General features: G+C 42.5%; 14 protein-coding genes. 6 read left to right on the forward strand and 8 right to left on the reverse strand.

All coding sequences use genetic code 11. The annotated features are described in order from the left end of the window. Positions 1 to 367: 367 nt before the first annotated feature. On the forward strand, positions 368 to 3,283 hold the full coding sequence (locus tag BC643_RS22455; RefSeq protein ID WP_120275656.1) for an FAD-binding and (Fe-S)-binding domain-containing protein: 2,916 nt from the start codon (positions 368 to 370) through the stop codon (positions 3,281 to 3,283). 265 nt (positions 3,284 to 3,548) lie between these two features. Continuing rightward, positions 3,549 to 4,142: a class I SAM-dependent methyltransferase gene (locus tag BC643_RS22460; protein WP_120275657.1), complete on the forward strand. Its 594-nt coding sequence runs from the start codon at positions 3,549 to 3,551 to the stop codon at positions 4,140 to 4,142. A gap of 17 nt (positions 4,143 to 4,159) precedes the next feature. On the opposite strand, the gene BC643_RS22465 is transcribed toward BC643_RS22460, so the two are convergent. The 8 genes from BC643_RS22465 to BC643_RS22500 form a co-directional block, all read right to left on the reverse strand. Continuing rightward, entirely contained in the window at positions 4,160 to 5,032 is an 873-nt protein-coding gene (locus tag BC643_RS22465) for an SMP-30/gluconolactonase/LRE family protein (protein ID WP_147377310.1), read from the reverse strand. Positions 5,033 to 5,145: 113 nt separating this feature from the next. Continuing rightward, a complete protein-coding gene (locus tag BC643_RS22470) occupies positions 5,146 to 6,318 on the reverse strand; it encodes a hypothetical protein (RefSeq protein ID WP_120275661.1) in 1,173 nt (390 codons plus the stop codon). 163 nt (positions 6,319 to 6,481) lie between these two features. Beyond that, positions 6,482 to 6,709: a hypothetical protein gene (locus tag BC643_RS22475; protein WP_120275662.1), complete on the reverse strand. Its 228-nt coding sequence runs from the start codon at positions 6,707 to 6,709 to the stop codon at positions 6,482 to 6,484. Positions 6,710 to 6,857: 148 nt separating this feature from the next. After that, entirely contained in the window at positions 6,858 to 7,448 is a 591-nt protein-coding gene (locus BC643_RS22480; RefSeq protein WP_120275663.1) for an HD domain-containing protein, read from the reverse strand. Between the two features lie 135 nt (positions 7,449 to 7,583). Next, positions 7,584 to 8,276, reverse strand: a complete 693-nt coding sequence (locus BC643_RS22485) for a hypothetical protein (protein ID WP_120275665.1) — start codon at positions 8,274 to 8,276, stop codon at positions 7,584 to 7,586. Between the two features lie 150 nt (positions 8,277 to 8,426). Continuing rightward, positions 8,427 to 8,834: a hypothetical protein gene (locus BC643_RS22490; RefSeq protein ID WP_120275667.1), complete on the reverse strand. Its 408-nt coding sequence runs from the start codon at positions 8,832 to 8,834 to the stop codon at positions 8,427 to 8,429. Positions 8,835 to 9,090: 256 nt separating this feature from the next. Further along, positions 9,091 to 9,336 (reverse strand): hypothetical protein, encoded by a 246-nt coding sequence (locus BC643_RS22495; protein WP_120275668.1) that lies wholly within the window; start codon positions 9,334 to 9,336, stop codon positions 9,091 to 9,093. Between the two features lie 257 nt (positions 9,337 to 9,593). Next, a complete protein-coding gene (locus tag BC643_RS22500; protein WP_120275670.1) occupies positions 9,594 to 9,812 on the reverse strand; it encodes a hypothetical protein in 219 nt (72 codons plus the stop codon). Between the two features lie 973 nt (positions 9,813 to 10,785). Here BC643_RS22500 and BC643_RS22505 point away from each other — a divergent pair. The 4 genes from BC643_RS22505 (at position 10,786) to BC643_RS22520 (ending at position 18,881) form a co-directional block, all read left to right on the forward strand. Continuing rightward, positions 10,786 to 13,431: an MBG domain-containing protein gene (locus BC643_RS22505; protein ID WP_170154661.1), complete on the forward strand. Its 2,646-nt coding sequence runs from the start codon at positions 10,786 to 10,788 to the stop codon at positions 13,429 to 13,431. Positions 13,432 to 13,589: 158 nt separating this feature from the next. Further along, entirely contained in the window at positions 13,590 to 15,851 is a 2,262-nt protein-coding gene (locus BC643_RS22510) for a T9SS type A sorting domain-containing protein (RefSeq protein ID WP_120275673.1), read from the forward strand. A gap of 436 nt (positions 15,852 to 16,287) precedes the next feature. Further along, positions 16,288 to 17,520 (forward strand): M48 family metallopeptidase, encoded by a 1,233-nt coding sequence (locus BC643_RS22515; RefSeq protein WP_120275674.1) that lies wholly within the window; start codon positions 16,288 to 16,290, stop codon positions 17,518 to 17,520. 101 nt (positions 17,521 to 17,621) lie between these two features. Then, entirely contained in the window at positions 17,622 to 18,881 is a 1,260-nt protein-coding gene (locus tag BC643_RS22520) for a competence/damage-inducible protein A (protein ID WP_120275676.1), read from the forward strand. Positions 18,882 to 18,914: the final 33 nt, after the last annotated feature.

Genomic DNA, 18,914 nt, shown 5'->3' on the forward strand with positions numbered 1-18,914 from the left:
TTGCCTATTCGAAGCTACCAAGAAATTTCAACGGGTAAAACGGGGTAAAACGTCTTCAAAAACTGGTCAGTCTGTAAATTCTTTAAAGGCTGAATTGTACTGTTTGCAAAAGTAACGAAAATTAGCCGAGCCTATACAGATAACCGGCTTTTTAATTGAAAACACCAGCAAAAATCGAACTTTTAATGATATTCGTCTACAATTCAAGGAAGCTTGTGCAATCGATTGTATTGTATTTAGAAGTAATTGCGAATTTTAACCGTCAATATTAATTTTTCTTAAACTTTACATTCGATCATTCTGAGCATATACCCGGCTCCCGACAAATTAAATGGTTACCTTTGTTTTCGTCCTACTTCCAAAAATTATGAGCCAAATTGAAACCTACGATATTTTAAAAGAAAAACTCACCGGAGATCTTTTTACTGAAAATGTTCAACGCGTATTGTACGCCACCGACGCCTCGTCGTATCGTGAAATTCCGCAAGCTGTTTGCAAACCCAAAACGGCCGACGATATCCGCGCCATCATCAAGTTTGCTGCCGACAAAGGCACGTCTGTCATTCCTCGCGCTGCGGGTACATCGTTAGCCGGGCAGGTTGTTGGTCCCGGCATTGTGGTCGATATTTCGAAGTACATGAATAAGATCCTGGAATTCAATCCAACCGAACAGTGGGTTTGGGTTGAACCGGGTGTAAACCTTGCCGAACTGAACCAGTTTTTGGCGCCGCATGGTTTACAATTCGGGCCGGAGACGTCAACCGCCAATCGCTGCTGTATTGGTGGCATGGTTGGTAACAATTCGTGCGGCTTGCATTCGCTGGTTTACGGCAGCGCCCGCGATCACCTGCTGGAAGCCGACTGCATTCTGTCCGACGGATCATCCGTAACGTTCAAAGCACTTAGCAACAAGGAATTTGAAGCAAAATGCGAAGGCGACCCTGCCCTACTGGAAACACGCATTTACCAAAATATTTTCGAAACCCTTTCAACCAAACACAACCAGGAGCAAATTCGAAAAGAGTTTCCCGACCCGAAAGTGAAACGTCGCAACAATGGTTATGCCATCGATGTGTTGCTCGAAACCGATCCGTTTACCGGAAACGGTGAGCAAATAAACGTTTGTAAGTTGTTGGCCGGAAGCGAAGGTACACTGGCTTTTTCAACCCGCTTGAAATTAAACCTCATTCCATTGCCTCCGTCACACCGAGGTTTGGTTTGCGCCCATTTCTCAAGTTTGAAAGAAGCCTACCATGGCAACCTGATTGCATTGAAACATGGCCCTACTGCAATTGAGCTGATGGACGAAATCATCATGAATTGCACGAAGGAAAATATCGAGCAACGCAAAAACCGTTTCTTTGTATCGGGCGATCCTGCAGCGATGCTGATGATTGAGTTTGCCTGCGAAACCCTGGAGGAACTGCTTCAAAAAGCTGCCGACCTGGAAGCCGACTACCGCATTGCCGGACTGGGCTACCATTTTCCTTTGGTACAGGGCGATGACAACATTAAGAAAGTGTGGGCCTTGCGTACTGCCGGACTTGGATTGCTTTCCAATATCCCTGGTGATAAACGCAGTGTTACCGTTATTGAAGATACCGCTGTTGCTCCCGAATACCTGCCCGACTACATGGAAGAGTTTGACCAGATTCTTGCCAAATACGGATTGAGCTGCGTGAAATATGCGCACATTGCCACCGGAGAAATTCACCTGCGCCCCCTACTAAATTTGAAGGATGATGCCGATGTGGACCTGTACCACACCATTGCCAAAGAAATTGCTGCTTTGGTGAAGAAGTTCAAGGGATCGCTTAGCGGCGAGCACGGCGACGGACGACTGCGAGGTGAATTCATCCCGTTTATGTTGGGCGAACACAACTACAGGTTGATTAAAAAGCTGAAAAAGACCTGGGACCCGCAGAATATTCTCAATCCCGGAAAAATTGTCGATACACCGCCAATCACCGAAAACCTGCGTTACCTGGTAGGCAAGCAACCTGAATTTAAAACAACTTTCGATTTCGCCTCCAACGAAGGACTGCTTCGAGCCGTTGAAATGTGTAACGGCTCGGCCGATTGCCGCAAAAGTGTTCTAATTGGCGGTACCATGTGCCCGACCTTTATGGCCACCAAGGACGAAGACAAATCCACTCGCGGACGGGCGAACGTACTGCGCGAGTTTTTAAGTCGTTCGGGAAAAGCGAACCGCTTTGATCACGAGGAGATTTACCAGGTAATGGATCTGTGTATTTCCTGTAAAGCTTGTAAAGCCGAGTGTCCGTCGAATGTGGACATGGCGAAGCTGAAAGCTGAGTTCTTGCAACACTACTACCAGGAACACGGTATCCCAATGCGAACAAAACTCATCGCCTACCTGCCGCGGCTTTACCGAATCGGTCGTCCTTTCCGACCAATCACCAATAAAATCAGCAACGCAGCCTGGTTCAAAAAAGCCATTGGTTTTGCACCGGAACGCGAAGTCCCGCAACTATCGAAACTCACACTTCGAAAATGGTACCGGAAACCGGCCGAGTTAAACGGCAATGTGTTGGGCAAAGTGTACCTGTTTGCCGATGAATTCACCAATGAAAACGAAAGCGACATTGGTGTTAAAGCAATCCTTTTACTGAATAAGCTCGGATACGAAGTGGTTATTCCGAAGCATCGCGAAAGTGGTCGCACGTTTTTGTCGAAAGGTCTATTGAAGACCGCCAAAGAAATTGCCCGCGAGAATATTGAGATGCTCACAGATTTGATTTCTGCGAAAACACCACTGATCGGGATTGAACCTTCGGCCCTGCTCACCTTTCGCGACGAATATCCGGATTTATTGGAGGGCGAGCTAAAAACAAAAGCACAGGAACTGGCAAAAAACACTTTGCTGATTGATGAGTTTTTGGCGGGACAACATGAAAAAGGAAAAATAAACAAGCATCTTTTCACCCTGGATAAAGTTGGCATCAAGCTGCATGGACATTGCCAGCAAAAGGCGGTCGCCTCTACCGGGCCAACCCGAAAAATGCTCGAAATACCATCGAACTACAAAGTGACTGAGATCCAAACCAGCTGCTGCGGAATGGCAGGCTCATTTGGCTACGAAAAAGAACACTATGAACTAAGCATGAAAATCGGCGAGATGAAACTTTTCCCTGCCGTGCGCGAAGCATCCGCCAAAGAACTGATTGCTGCTCCGGGAACTTCGTGTCGCCACCACATTAAACATGGAACCGGTCGGGAAGCTTTGCACCCGGTGGAGATTTTGTACAACGCGCTGAAGTAGCAGGGAGCAGAGAGCAGAGAGCAAGGAGCAGAGGGCTTGGGGCGAAGAGCGAAGAGCACTGGGAGGGTGAGAACTGAGAAGAAGTGGTCAGTCGCAGTATTCAGTTTTCAGTTTATGCAAAACACTGCACCTACTTTGCATTCTCTGCGATTCCGAAAACCGAACAATTCAACAGTTCAGCGGTTCAACAATTCAACAAGTGCCAATAGCTTGAAACGTGGAACTCAAAACCCGAAACTCGTAACTCGTAACTCGTAACTCGAATATGAACAACTTTTGGAACGAACGATATGCTGCCGAAGATTATGCTTACGGCACTGAGCCGAACGCATTTTTAAAAGAACAGCTTCAACGACTGCAACCCGGTAAGATTTTATTCCCTGGAGAAGGCGAAGGCCGCAATGCTGTTTTCGCGGCCCAAATGGGTTGGGAAGTCACTGCATTCGACAGCAGTTCCGAAGGGAAAGCAAAAGCGGAGCGGTTGGCAAAATCAAAAGATGTTGAAATCGACTACCAGTTGAAAGCCTATCACGAGGCCAATTTCCAAGCCGAAAGCTTCGATGCATTGGTCTTAATTTACACCCACATTCCGGCCCAAATGCGCCGGGAATATCATCAGAAGTTTGCCCGCTTCCTGAAGCCCGGTGGTTACCTTATTTTGGAAGGTTTCTCGAAAGAACAAATCCACAACTCAACCGGTGGCCCGAAAGACATTAACATGCTTTGGTCGCAAGAAGAACTGGAGGGTGATTTTGCAGCCCTTTCAACGTTGAAAATTGAACTGTTGGAAACGGAATTGCAGGAAGGTGAATTCCACAGGGGAAAAGCAGCTGTAATTCGGGCTGTCGGGACGAAGTAAGTCGATTCTCCTTTTTGTCAATCGTCGAGTTGCAAGGCAATGACCTTATTGGACATCAACTGCGGAATGATAATGAGCTTACTTTCCGGTATAAACTCAAAATCAGCGAGGAAATCGTTTTTGTCGTCCAATTCATACAACAACTTTTTGTTGCCTTGTTCCAGTAGGTACAATTCCGATTTCCAGGATAACAAATAGCCATCCTTGCATTTCTTGATCCCATCGATGTTGTCCGATAGCTCGTTCGCTATAATTGTTGCCGTTTTATCTTTCAGCGAAATGGAAAGGAGATTCTCCACCCCCCTGTTCCCCACCAGCAGATGCCCGTTGTCAATCAGTAATCCGTTCGACGATTTCATAAGACTGTCGGCGTACCACACTTCGCTTATTCCATCTTTCAACCGGTGAATACAAGGCTTAAAGGTGTCGGAAATATAGACCGTGCCATCCTGATCCACCGCAATGTCGTTTAGAAAAACAGCATCTGTAACAGGTGTTCGTTTTTCAATCTTTTGATTTTCCAGATCCACAATGGTGAGTCCTTCCCGTTCAACAATGTACAGTTTGTCGTGAAAGATGGTCATTCCGGTTGGATTGTGTAAATGATCAATCCATCTCAGCTCTTCCAGCTTTCCTTCCGGGCTGAGTTTCGAAATAAACTCGTTGCGCAAGGTATCGGGCTTTTTAATAAAGCCTCCTTCATCGTTGAAATTACTCACATACAAACAATGACGAATGGAGTCGAAGACTACCGATTCCGACGCCATAAACAGGGGTTGAGTTTCCCAAACTTTGGTTACCTGTCCGTAGGTAGTTTTAGCACCCAACATCACGGCAAAGCAGGTTGCAATTCCTAAAATTAGCCGGTTCGTCAGTCTTCGTTTTTTCATTTGTATTGGTTTTTATTTGTTACAACATCGATTCGGGTTTGAATACCATGCTAAATGATTCGAGCGATAGCGGTGGTTTCGCCCCAATATTTAGCGGTAATAAGGTGTTTTCTTTATTTGTCTGTTACTTTAAACCAAGGTATATCAAGAATACCGTTTCTAAAATAGATATTTACTTCGGCTCCAACCTCTGCTCTGTTGTAAAGTGCTTTGCTTACACTTACATCATCAATTTCGTTTTGGCGCCCCCATGTCGAAAGCTTTAGATAGTAGGATCTAGATTTCCCCGAACTTATTCGTTTATCAAGTATTTTGGCGGTGTAGTGTTCTGCTTCCGAGTGGTCATAATAACAGTTGATGTGTATTACCGCCCCAAAACTATAGGCAAAAAGAATAAGCGCTAAAATTGAAACAGTTAAGTAATCAACTTTCTTCTTAAAAGTAAATTCCTTTTGATTTATGAGCAGCAAAAACAAGAAAGCTAATGTAATCAGACCTGATACAGGCCAAACGTGTGAATAGTCAAAAATATCGAAGTCTAAAAGTACTCGAAGCATGATACCCAAAGAAGGGTAAATTAAAGCGTAAAATAACGAAGGGTATGCACTTCCCTTTTTCTCGTCAATTCTTATTAAACCATCGGAAAGCTTGACGACCGCCAATGCTACAATTGGAATAAGCATAGCAGCCAATATAGAATAACTATACGGGGTTGGATAGAAAAAAATCCAGGCCGTCGTTAATCCACCAACCCAATTAAGCAGCTTCGCCCGCTGTCTGGCTTTCGCAAGTTTTTCTTCTCTCACTTCTTTTGTCCAACCAACAGATTCATCTTGTAATATCTCTTGTTCTTCTTCAAGGGCATTTGTCACGTCGAGATCCGGGTAACTAAGCGAAAGCCAATGTAAAATTTCACGGTAACCGCCAGTGTATTTGCTGATTTTAATACTCTTTTTACTGCTACTGTTTGGTTCTACAAATATGTATTGCTCATTTACCGTATAACCTTTTATCTCCTCAAGTTTCAATTCTCGTTTTGAAAGCGTGCTAATTGAGATTATCCTGTTTTTCCCAATAATCAGGCGTCCATTGTAAGCGTCTAAGACACCTATAATCATTAAAGCAATCATCGCCAGCGCAACTGGAATCAAAAGCCAACCTAATTTCAATAAGAAATCCCCATTTTGAAAGGGAAGTATCAGAAGCCAAGCAAAAAGGCTCACTAGTATTGGGGCCAATAGATATATAAAAATCGCCCAACCTTTTGCTAGTTTATATTCTTTCATTTTCGTTTATGTCGTTATTTATATTTTTCGTCAAAGTCCACTTGTCAACAATCATTTCATCCCATTACATCAAAATAAATAGATTAATGTTTTGGTTCGTAAAAGCATCCTCATTTAACGAATTACGATTTACAAATCCGCGATAGCGGGACAACAATACTCGTTAGATTATGTATTCAAAAATAAGAACACCGGCTAATATGAAAATAACAACGAAAAGTAAAAACCTTCTGAATTTAGGATGTGCAATGTTTATTTCTCCATTTCCAATGCCCCACCGATCCGGGACAACAACCCGGTCATCGTTTTCATTTGAATAAAACATCCCCAATTTATACTTTCCTTCGCTTTCCCGTTTACTCTTTTCAAAATTTGATTCTTCTAATCGCATTGCTTTAATATTTTGAACTGAGACAAATTCAATTTTAACCGGATGTTACCCGCTAACGCACTAAAGTCTCGTGTGGTTATTAAACACGCTGTTAAGGGATTTTCGCGGTAGCAGGGACTATTTAATGCAACATTCTTGGCAACAGTATTTATTTCTTTAAAATGCCTTTTTCAACGCTATCCTCAATAAGGCTTTCGGCATAATTCCATAGTTCTGTCGAACCATTTTTTATTATTTTTTTCTTTTCGTAAACCGCTTGATATTTCACGCCAAATTCTTCCCAAGTCCCACCATTATTTGATGTATTCTGTAATAAAGGTTCAAGCCGATCCATTGATCTGGCAAATTTTGCCTCATTAGAAATGCCATCTTCAAACTCTGTCCAGATTTCAATAAATTCTTTCGCTTGCTCTTCAGGTAGAATACCAAAAATCCGTTTGGCAGATTTCAGCTCTTCCTCGGTATTATCGTGATTTTTATTCTGGTCGTATATAAAGGTGTCGCCGGCATCTATTTCGACGATATCGTGTATTAATACCATCTTTACGACCTTCATTAGATCAATTTCCGCATCAGAATATTCACTTAACACAATGGCCATCATGGCTAAGTGCCAACTATGTTCAGCATCATTTTCGTTTCGGTCGCTGGCAAACAATTTTGTCCTTCTCTGAATGTATTTGATTTTATCAATTTCTTTAATGAACTCGATTTGCTTTAATAAATTCTCTGGTATCATTTCAGTTTCCGATTTTTATATTGTTACAACGGTTAGTAGTAGGTGGTCATGGCAGATTTACGATTAATCCGCCATTAACTATTGCGCAACACCGGCATGCCTTATGACCGTGTTAGCAACACGTTTCTTATTTTATTACTTTATTTTATTCAAAATTTCTCTGATTTGCTTAAGTTCAAATATTTGTTTTCCACAATCAATTTTCTCGACAGGAAAGTTTTCCACAAAGTCATTAAAGTCTGAACAGTTTCTAAAAATATTAAATTCTTCGTTTTTTATGTCCCAGACAACGCCAGTGCCACCAAAGGTTGTTATTGGATAAGACTTATCAATGGCATTTCCTAATTCACTACCAATGATGCCACCAACTCCTTCGGCAACACCAGCACTAAATCCCGTTTGCCATGGATTTACGAATGCGCCTTCAGCGTATAAAAAGTTGTCTCCTCCGATTAGCACACGAACAAATGAATTCATAGATTCAACAGGTGAAACTGATTTGTCCTTTTGGCTTTTATTGTCCAAAATTGCCCAATTGCTAAAATAAAGCTGTCCATTATGAGAAATTGCAAATACCTTTTTGATTTTTTTATTGGTATCTTTCTCTTTAAAGAAACATCTACGCGCCAGAGAGTCTGAGTCATTAACCAATTTAATTTTGTCAATTGTCAGTTGCAGAAACAGAGAAGGTGTCTTTTTTAGAAAATCTTCTTTTGTCTGATAAAGTCCTTCTGGAAAGTTCGATTGATAAATTGCTTGCTTTCCAAAAGCTTGGTTCAGTCCAAAATATATTAATAGCAATATTAATTCTAGTCGCAGTTTCATCATGATTTTAAATGTTTGCTGACAGTTGGTACATGTTGTCGTTGCGGATGTCGGAGAGCGTCCGACAGGACACGGAATTGCGAAACGAGAATCCGCAGTTGGCGTACCACCTAAGCCCGCCTTGTAATATCTACTGTTTTGGCGGTATGTTGCTTATTTGATTTCAATTTTCCAATCAATTTTTTCTAACTCAACTAACTCATAATCTAGTCTTTTAACATAGCCATTATTCAATCTCAAACTATCCCAATCTGAGAGCAATACAGTCTCATAGTCAAATATATAAAAACTCATAGTAGTGTCTTTGCTTTGATATATTTTCCTTATCCACATGTCTGTACTGCCAGGTATTGAAATACTTCTTGTCTCGTTCGGTTGTATGCTATTATTTAAAATGTAGTCTTTTCTGTTTGTTGAAGATACATCAAGAATTGTATCTAAATCATAATCATAACAGATTGGTTTATCAGTCTTGTTTGCAATCACCAGACGATTATCATAATAATCACAACTTGATGCGATAAGAATTATAACAATTACCTGAAATAATTTTTGTGTCATGTTATAGATTTTCCTGTGGTAAATTCTGTATTTATCCTGAGCAATTATTCATTAGAATTACAAAAAGTTAGTGCTATAATAAATTGAGTCTTCGTTTGCATTATTTCTTTACAATTACCGTCAACGGAAAATTGGATGTTGCGTGGCGAATGCGGCGAGGGTCAGTGTCGACCGAAGGAAGGCCAGACGCGAGATGGAAAGCTACGCCCCCCCGGTTACCCGCCATGCAATATTCCAAAATGTTAGCGGTTGTTTTTTATTTTGTTTTCATAAAGTATCCTCTAAAAGAATAGTCTGGGTCTTTTAATTTCCATTTTTCATGGCAAAAATTACACTGATAAATATACTCTCCATCATCCTTATCCCTTATACCATCAGGCCTAAACTCAATTTGTTTCATTTTATCACTACCCAGTTTCTTTGTTAATTCAAGGTCAAATTTTAGCCAATCATCTTCACTGGGAAAAGAAGGAAATTCGTTGTCAAAGCAATGCTTACACATAACTTATAATTTTACTTTCCAAAAGCGTCAAGGAAAATTGTTGTCTTTCGTCTTGAAGTTTTCCTTCTACTTGCATTTTCTTTTTTGAACAAGTTTAAGTTACTCAATTTTGTCTTTGAATATGATTGTTATATCTCTCTCATTCCCATTAAAGTCAACTATTGCAGAAATATATTTATGACCACCATCTGCTCCAGTTTCCTTTATTTTGTATTTTGTTAATTCAAACTTCGTCATCATTTTTCGATATAAATTCCTCAAACACAATTAGAAAATCCGCCAGCGGCAAATTGAACCTTTTTAGTTCCTTCTATTATTTCATAAATCCTAAAAGTATATGATTGTCCATAGTTAGGGTCTTTTACTTTTATCGATTTTCCTACATATTTCCAGTCATATGACCAGATATTCATACCTTTTATTTTGAATGGTTCGCTGTCAATAACAGTCGCTTTATGTATCCAATTTTGCTTCATTTAAATCACCGCTAACGTCGTTATAAAATTTTACGGCGTTTATATCTGCTTTATCGGTTTCAAAGGTGCGTTCATAACATGAAATAACAGGAGTAAGGGCACCTTGTCCAGTTTGTTTCCGAATTTACAAAACCTCTCTTAAGTTTACCTTAACCAAAAATAATTTATCCCCATTCCAAATAACTCAGCCAACGTAAAAAGGGAAGCTGTAGCCTCCCTTTTTTACTGGTTTTGTTGGTTGAGTCCTCGAAAACCGGATTGCTGTTGTTTGTTCTCCCCTATTATTGGTTTCACGTAGCCGGATAACAACACGTAACTGCTTACTTCGTCGCTCCAGTTACTCTGGGGGTTGCTCCCCATCGCCAGTACGCGAAAGCATATTGGTTTCCGCTGGTTAATCCGTTAATCAGAACTTTAGGTCTGGTAGCAAACGCGAATTACAAGTTTCCCCTTGCTTTTGTAGTAACAATCCGGTCCACAACCAGATCAAATGAAACATAATTTTACAAAACTCTCTGCGAATAGCCCACAAACACTCATTATTAGTTCAATCGAACAATCGTTTTGATTGCCCGAAACTCCTCTTTGAAAAGTGAAACACCAAAATGGGTTACCTTCCAGTTTAACAACCTTATGTTTCCTTGTCTTTTAGCCAGATTACCCCTAACTTTTTCTTCCGGAATTTTAAAAGCGTTATTACTTTATCCACCCCTCTTAAACTGGTTCAAATAAAATCTCCGGAACGTGGTGATCCGAATTCGGGTTATTGATTTTTCAGCGTAGTTCGATTGGTGGGAAAATCCGATGATGTTATTAGAACTACTTCTGGCGAAGTAGGTATGTGGTATACTAAAATTGTCTGACTCTAAAAGCGTCATTCCGTTACTTCTTATCTCCTTTTTTATTCAGGATAAATCTGTCTTGGGAAGATTCCGTCCGTCAAAAAACAATCTAACAATAAAACCGAATGCTTATGAAAGCGAAAATTCTACCTCGTAAAACTGCATGGAAACTCTTGATGCTTATCGCTTATGTGGCGATGCTTGCGCCCACTGGTTTTGCCCAGGAAGTGACCATTTTCACAGATAAAGACGACTACTACCCCGGAGAATGGGTTGTTATTACCGGCTCGGGCTGGGAAAATGACGAAAGTGTATTGATTAACCTAACACACATCGAGCCCAATATCCCGGATCATACGCATGATCCCTGGTACCTCTACCCCGATGCCAATGGCGAGATATATGACGAATGGTTCGTATTTGATGATGAACTAGGAACTACCTTTTGGTTGACCGCAACCGGAACAACCACTGGCTTGTTTGCCGAAACAACGTTTACGGATGGTAGTGAACCAAAAATCAACAGTATCACACCTTTATCAGGTGTTGCGGGTGATGATATTACAATTGTATTAAATCAACCTGCGACTTCTATAAGTTCTGTTTTATTTGGATTAGACTATGGTACTAATATTTCTTTAGATGTTGATGGAAAAACTATAACAGTTACAGTGCCAAATGGATCGGGATTAGTTTATGTCACAGTTAATGGATATTGGGATAATAAGGGAACGTCAACATATTTTACAGATACTTTTAAAGATCAATTCAATATTGGTTGTTCCTCACCTACTGTTAATACCGATCCGACTAATCAGACCATTACATATGGCAGTGATGCAACTTTTACAATAACCGCAAGTGGAACCGCTCCATTAGGTTATCAATGGCAGGTTGATGAAGGAAGTGGCTATATAAATATCGTAAATGGAGGTGTGTACTCCGGTGCAACATCTCCAACACTAACAATTACAGGCCCAACTGTTGCAATGAGTAGTTACCAATACCAGTGTGTTGTAACCGGGCAATGTAATCCGACTGCAACTTCAGCAGCGGCGACATTAACGGTGAATCCAAAAGCTCTTGAAGTGATTGCGGACAACCAAAGCAAAACTTACGGCTCTGCTTTCACTTTCTTAGGAACAGAATTCACAACTGTCGGACTGGTGAATTCAGATGCGGTAACTTCTGCTACCATTACTAGTGACGGTGCTCCCGCAACTGCCACGGTTGCCGGTTCTACATACGATATCAACATCAGTGCGGCTGTCGGCTCAGGGCTGGGTAACTATACAATCACTTACACGAAAGGTGCTTTCACCGTTAATCCAAAAGCTCTTGAAGTGATTGCGGACAACCAAACCAAAACTTACGGCTCTGCTTTCACTTTCGCAGGAACAGAATTCACAACTGTCGGACTGGTGAATTCAGATGCGGTAACTTCTGCTACCATTACTAGTGACGGTGCTCCCGCAACTGCCACGGTTGCCGGTTCTACATACGATATCAACATCAGTGCGGCTGTCGGCTCAGGGCTGGGTAACTACTCGATCACTTACACGAAAGGTGCTTTCACCGTTAATCCTTACCAAATTTGTGCTCTGTACAATGGATCTCTATTTGTTACCCAAGACGGAAGTTCCCCCGCTGTTTTCACGGTAAGCATTGATGTACAAGCAAATGATCTAGTTGGAAGTATGAATCCAGATGATGTTATTGTCACCTTCAATATTAAACCAGATGATAATCAAGCAGATGCTGAATCGTCGAGTTCTGTTCAACGCTCAGAATTACATAATGGTCTGTATACATATTCTCAAGACTGGTCAATTGATTTGGATGATATCGAGGGTTCACCTTTAGAGATTACCTGGGAATTATCAGGAAATTATACTCTTGGAGATTGCGATGAGGTGATGGCTATCGGGGCAGTTGCAAGACCAACAGATAATTTTGTTACTGGAGGAGGTTACTATTATCCTGATCCTGCAAATACAGGTGGTTCTATAGGAGCGGATGAAACATCTAGAGTCAACTTCGGCTTAGCAGCTAAAATGACAACAAAAGGCAAAAATCAAAAAGTTACCGGCGGAGTAAATATTATCTGGAGAAAAGGTGGCGAAAAGTGGCAGGCAAAATCGAATAGTGCTTCTCTACCATTTTTAATTTATGAATTAACTGACGAGGAGGGTGTTTATCGCGCTGAGGTTTTGTACACAAGTGCAAATGTCAGACAATTGGAAACCAACAATGCCGGCGGCGCTGAAGGTAGCGGGACGATAGCTATTTCAGTTGTTGATCGGAGTGAACCTGGTTCGAATGGGACACCAGATGGTGGGCCTGATGAAATTGGTATTGTAATAAAGGATAGTAAAGGAAACTTATTAGTATCCTATTACACTACGCCAGATCAGGCAAATACTCTCGAATTTCTAGATGGCGGCAATATTCAGGTTCATACCGGAAGTAAAAATAAATCTGCGGAAATTACTTCTTCTTTAATTTCGACCGTCGAGTCCCCGACCCTCACCGTGTACCCGAATCCATTCTCCGACCGTTTGCGTTTTGAGTTTGCTTCGCCGGAAACGGTTGATGCACGAATCGATCTGTACGACATGAATGGGCGATTGGTAAAAACGGTGTTCGAAGGCACCATCGAAGGTAATGTGATGAATCAGGCGGACTTTATTCCGGCAGAACAGGTTTCCGGAACCTACCTCTATCATTGCACCATTGGTAATGAAACATTCACCGGCAAGGTAATTTTTAAACGCTAACACGTTTTCGCTGATAGATTTCCTATTGCAGAGGCATCCAAGCGGGTGCCTTTGCTATTTTATTTATATCGAATACAAACTACTGATTGCCAAACATAAAAGTCAGCCCTGGCGCTCGTTTTTCCGTAAGCTATATATAATAAAAAAACCATCAGCTTATGAGAAAACGTCTACTTAGCCTGCTACCGATATTTCTGGCTGTTGTTCTCATTGCAGCAGTATCGACCACCCTCATCGACTTCTTCATGCCAGGATCACAGCCCGGCGAATCCGGGAACATTGAACATCCCGATAAATGCGATAACTGTCACGGAGGATATGACCAGGCTATAGAACCTGCCTTTAACTGGCGGGGAAGCATGATGGCACAGGCAGCCCGTGATCCTTTATTTTATGCTTGTCTGGCAATTGCCGAACAGGATGCACCCGGTTCGGGAGATCTATGTATTCGTTGCCATGCTCCCGATGGTTGGCTGGCAGGAAGATCTACACCAACTGACGGCTCAGCTTTAAACAACAACGACCGCGAAGGTGTGCAGTGCGACTTTTGCCACAAATTGGTCAAGCCAACCGATATCGGGCTTAATCCTTTTCCAGATGACATTGCTTACACCACCGGAACCTATCAATCAGACCAGGACTATTTAGGGGTCATTACCCTGATTCCTCCCCAGTCGGGAAACGGCATGTACGTTGCTCATTCTTCCAATGCCAAACGAGGTCCGTTTACGGATGCCGCTGCAAAACACCAGATCTTCTATTCACCATTCCATAGTCAATCAGATCTGTGCGGAACCTGCCACGATGTAAGTAGCCCCGCTATCGATAAGGACGGTAATTTCTCACTGGGTGGAATCAACAAGGACATCAGCGCTTTCCAAACCACCAATATGCTCCCCATTGAACGAACTTTCAGCGAATGGGAAATGAGTGCTTTCAATTCGTCCTCAGGAGTCGCTTCTGCCGATTTCGGTGGCAATAAAACCAACGTCTCCACCTGCCAGGACTGTCACATGATGGATGTTTCGGGATATGCTGCCAACAAAAGAGGAACAGTGTATCGGGACAATTTACCCTTGCACGACATGACCGGTGGCAATACATTTATTCCGGATCTTGTTGCCCTGCTATACCCGGACGAAGTAAATGCATCCGCATTGGATGCAGGCAAACAACGCGCCATGTATATGCTGCAGCATGCGGCAAGTCTCCATCTATCCGTCGCCAACGATGTGGCAACCGTAACGGTTACCAACAACACGGGACATAAACTCCCATCTGGCTATCCGGAAGGACGACGAATCTGGATTAACCTGAAAGCTTACGATACATCGGACAACCTGGTTTTCGAATCAGGAGCCTACGACACGGGAACTGCTGAATTGGATGAGGAAAACACCAAGATTTATGAAATCAATTTAGGGATGACGGATGAAGTCGAAGCCGCTGCGGGCGTATCAGGTGACCCGGTTACAGGTGAGTCTTTCCATTTTGTACTGAATAACAAAGTGGTTAAAGATAACCGGATTCCTCCCCTGGGATTTACCAACGAGAAATTCATTGCCATTCAATCGCCGGTTGTCGGCTACAGTTACGCTGACGGCCAAAACTACGACATCTCACAATACGTGCTGCCGTCGGGAATTAGTTATGTGAAAGCAAGTTTACTGTATCAGACTGTTTCGAAAGAATACGTCGAATTTCTACGGGATGAAAATGCAACCAACAATGCCGGGCAGCTCCTTTTCGATTTATGGGCAGCAAACGGGAAATCGGCTCCTGTCGTTATGTGCGAAGAAGAGTGGGGAACTCCACCGACTCCTCCCCTTATGCCGATCTATGCCAATATTTTGAGCTTCACCCGGGGATCAGCAAAAGGCAGCAAAGAGTATGTTACGGCCCTTGTAAACATGACCGACGATAACGGAGCAGGTATTTCCGGAGCTTTGGTCTCCGGCAGTTTCTCCGGGGCAACAAACGAAAGTGTAAGCGGAAGTACAGGTTCCGATGGAACTGTTACGTTAACATCGCGTTCAATCCGCAGCCCGGTTGGTGAATGGTGCCTCGATATTACAGGAGTTTCCAAAGCAGGATTCGAGTTTAACTCACCGGTTAGTGCTTGCGAAAGCAGTCTGAAGTCTGCCAGTATGAAAGCTGCAACCGATGAACTTTTCAACGTCTATCCAAACCCGTTCACAGACAATATTTATTTTGAAATCAGCCGAACGACGGACGACAATCTTCGAATCGAACTATTCGACCTCAACGGCAAGCTGATTCAACTGGTGAAAGAACAGGAGATAAAAGCAAATCAATCCTACAGGATCGAATGCAATGCCCAAAGTTTAAACAACGATGTCCTGGTTTACCGGGTAACATTGACAAACGAAACTTACAGCGGTAAATTAATCCGAAAATAAACACCTTGTCATTCTAAATAGAAGAAGGCCGATAGCGACATGTTGTTGGCTTTCTTTGCTATAGACAATGAAGAAAGCTGTTAGCAGATTGGGGTAAAAAAGAGGAGAATCGGGGTAGTTTCGGGAAAGACGAGAAAAGTAGTTGATCTCGGTTTAGAGCAAAAAAAAGAGTAGATCTCTATCTACCCTTTTCAAACCTAACTAAACCAATAAAACTAATCAAACCTAAACTTATGAAATAAAATCTACGACAAAGATATGCTGAAAAACATGTCAAGCCGTTAACTAAACGTTAAAAATACATTAAGGGTAAATTTTAGCCTAAAAAAGCTCATCCGCGAGTACCGTTTAAAAAGCGTCTCCAAAAGAATTGACCACGACGCTACCTCATCATCTTCCTTTTTCTAACTTTGAGTGCTTAATAAATTAAGATAGAATGACTACGATTTTCTGGCTAATCATTGCCATCCTTGTTTTTGATTTTGTGTTGGAACGTGTACTCGATTATTTGAACACCACCCGATGGAGCGATCAGGTACCTCTGGAACTGAAAGGGATATATGATGAAGAAAAATATCGCAAACAGCAAGCTTACTCAAAAGTCAATCACCGCTTCGGTATGTTAACCAGTTCCTTCAGCTTTCTGCTGATTATGGCGATGCTTTATTTCCAGGGCTTTGCCCTGGTTAACGCATGGGCCTTGTCTGTTTCAGAAAACCCGATTCTGTCGGCGATGGTCTTCTTCGGAATTTTGATTCTCGCCTCTGATATTTTAAATACCCCGTTCAGCCTCTACAGCACTTTCGTTATCGAAGAAAAATTCGGCTTCAACAAAACCTCATTAAAAACCTTCATTCTGGATAAATTGAAAGCATGGATCCTCGGCGGACTAATTGGCGGAGGACTCATGGCATTGATCATTTGGATTTACACGAAAACAGGCGAGAACTTCTGGCTGTGGGTTTGGTTGGTCATTAGCGGATTTTCGATATTCATGGCCATGTTCTATTCCAGCCTCATTGTTCCACTATTCAACAAGCAAACACCGTTGGAAGATGGTGAGTTGAAATCGGCGATCAATGAATTTGCCACGAAAGTCGGTTTTAAACTCGACAATATTTTTGTGATTGACGGATCGAAACGCTCAACCAAAGCCAATGCGTATTTCACCGGGCTGGGCAGTAAAAAGCGCATCGTATTATACGACACGCTAATTAAGGACATGGAAATCCCCGAACTGGTAGCAGTTTTGGCGCACGAAATTGGGCATTACAAAAAGAAACACATCATCTGGAGCCTGATTCTGGGAATTCTGCAAACCGGGCTGATGCTTTATATTTTTTCGCTGGTTATCGATAGTCCGGAGTTATCGCAAGCCCTGGGCGTCGACAAAGCGTATTTCCATATCGGGCTGATTGCATTTGGAATTTTGTACTCTCCGTTGTCTTCAATCATCGGTATTGGCATGAATATCTTTTCGCGTAAAAACGAGTATGAAGCTGACGAATTCGCTGCAAAAAATTATAGTGCCGAACCGTTGGCAACCGCGCTGAAAAAACTTTCGGTGAACAACCTGAGTAACCTCCGCCCACACCCGGCCTATGTATTCGTGCACTACTCGCATCCAACTTTATTGCAACGATTAAATGCGATGCAAAAAAACACATAGACACAGAGTTCACAATAGATTTCTATTTTTTGAGAGCTTGTATAAACGATTGCAATCAAAGAAAACTCGAAACTCGTGACCCGTAACTAGTAACTCAATACATGAAAGCAGAAATAATTACCATAGGCGACGAAATCCTGATCGGTCAAATCGTTGACACCAACTCGGCCTGGATGGCTGAACAACTGAACTTGAATGGCATTGAAGTTTATCAGGTCACTTCAGTTCACGACGACCACGAACATATTCTGAGAGCCTTCGCCGATGCAGAAAGCCGCGCAGATTTGATCCTGATTACCGGAGGCCTTGGTCCCACGAAGGACGATATCACGAAAAAAGCGCTGTGCGATTACTTTCAATGTGGCATGCATCGCGACGAAAAAACATTGCAGCAAGTTATCGAGCGATTATCGAAACGAAACGTCACCATCAACCAATTGAATAAGGACCAGGCTTTGGTGCCCGACGTTTGCACCGTTTTGCAAAATTCGAACGGAACTGCACCGGGAATGTGGTTTGAAAAGGACGACACCATTTTCGTTTCCATGCCCGGCGTGCCTTTTGAAATGCAAGGAATAATGGTGGAGGAAGTTTTACCCCGTTTAAGAAAGAACGGCAAACTAAAATCAATTTACCACCAAACTGTGCTGGTTTACGGTATTCCCGAATCGATGCTCGCCGAACAGCTCGATGAATGGGAGTCCGCCCTCCCCTCTTTCGTTAAACTGGCCTACCTGCCCAACCAACTGATGATCCGACTTCGGCTCAGCGCCTACGGAAACGATATGGAAGAACTAAAAGCGTTGGTTGATCAAAAAGTTCGGGAGTTGGAGCAACTCATCCCCAATAATATTTTTGGTTACAACAATGACACTATTTCGGGCATCACCGGAAAACTGTTGCAAAAAACGGGCTCTTTCGTTGCAACTGCCGAAAGCTGTACTGGCGGAAATATTGCACACCTGTATACAGAAATCCCCGGTTCATCGGCCTACTTCCGGGGAGGTGTAGTAGCCTACTCCAACGAAGTAAAAATGGCTGCTTTGGGTGTAAAACCGGAAACATTGGAAGCTCACGGAGCAGTGAGCCGCGAAACCGCACTGGAAATGGTGCAGGGTGTAAAAAAAGCCCTCAACACCGATTATGGCATTGCAACGACAGGCATTGCAGGCCCGGACGGAGGCAGTGCCGACAAGCCGGTTGGAACAGTTTGGATTGCCGTTTCCGGAAAACAGGAAACCGTCGTGGAACGCTTCGTTTTTCATCATAACCGCGAACGCAATATTCAACGAAGCAGCCAAACGGCACTAAATATGTTACGTCAGTTATTGATTTCGGAAATGAAGTCTGAATTAAAATGAGTTAAATAACGAACGAAAACGAAGCTTTCAACG

The sequence above is a fragment of the Mangrovibacterium diazotrophicum genome, from assembly GCF_003610535.1.
Taxonomy (GTDB): domain Bacteria; phylum Bacteroidota; class Bacteroidia; order Bacteroidales; family Prolixibacteraceae; genus Mangrovibacterium; species Mangrovibacterium diazotrophicum.

What these genes read in the sequence shown, in the direction of transcription:
- BC643_RS22520 (WP_120275676.1), top strand. Translation starts at nt 17,622, where the DNA reads ATGAAAGCAGAAATAATTACCATAGGCGACGAAATCCTGATCGGTCAA.
- BC643_RS22475 (WP_120275662.1), bottom strand. Translation starts at nt 6,709, where the DNA reads ATGCGATTAGAAGAATCAAATTTTGAAAAGAGTAAACGGGAAAGCGAA.
- BC643_RS22460 (WP_120275657.1), top strand. Translation starts at nt 3,549, where the DNA reads ATGAACAACTTTTGGAACGAACGATATGCTGCCGAAGATTATGCTTAC.
- BC643_RS22495 (WP_120275668.1), bottom strand. Translation starts at nt 9,336, where the DNA reads ATGTGTAAGCATTGCTTTGACAACGAATTTCCTTCTTTTCCCAGTGAA.
- BC643_RS22500 (WP_120275670.1), bottom strand. Translation starts at nt 9,812, where the DNA reads ATGAAGCAAAATTGGATACATAAAGCGACTGTTATTGACAGCGAACCA.
- BC643_RS22490 (WP_120275667.1), bottom strand. Translation starts at nt 8,834, where the DNA reads ATGACACAAAAATTATTTCAGGTAATTGTTATAATTCTTATCGCATCA.
- BC643_RS22455 (WP_120275656.1), top strand. Translation starts at nt 368, where the DNA reads ATGAGCCAAATTGAAACCTACGATATTTTAAAAGAAAAACTCACCGGA.
- BC643_RS22470 (WP_120275661.1), bottom strand. Translation starts at nt 6,318, where the DNA reads ATGAAAGAATATAAACTAGCAAAAGGTTGGGCGATTTTTATATATCTA.
- BC643_RS22465 (WP_147377310.1), bottom strand. Translation starts at nt 5,032, where the DNA reads ATGAAAAAACGAAGACTGACGAACCGGCTAATTTTAGGAATTGCAACC.
- BC643_RS22510 (WP_120275673.1), top strand. Translation starts at nt 13,590, where the DNA reads ATGAGAAAACGTCTACTTAGCCTGCTACCGATATTTCTGGCTGTTGTT.
- BC643_RS22485 (WP_120275665.1), bottom strand. Translation starts at nt 8,276, where the DNA reads ATGATGAAACTGCGACTAGAATTAATATTGCTATTAATATATTTTGGA.
- BC643_RS22505 (WP_170154661.1), top strand. Translation starts at nt 10,786, where the DNA reads ATGAAAGCGAAAATTCTACCTCGTAAAACTGCATGGAAACTCTTGATG.
- BC643_RS22515 (WP_120275674.1), top strand. Translation starts at nt 16,288, where the DNA reads ATGACTACGATTTTCTGGCTAATCATTGCCATCCTTGTTTTTGATTTT.
- BC643_RS22480 (WP_120275663.1), bottom strand. Translation starts at nt 7,448, where the DNA reads ATGATACCAGAGAATTTATTAAAGCAAATCGAGTTCATTAAAGAAATT.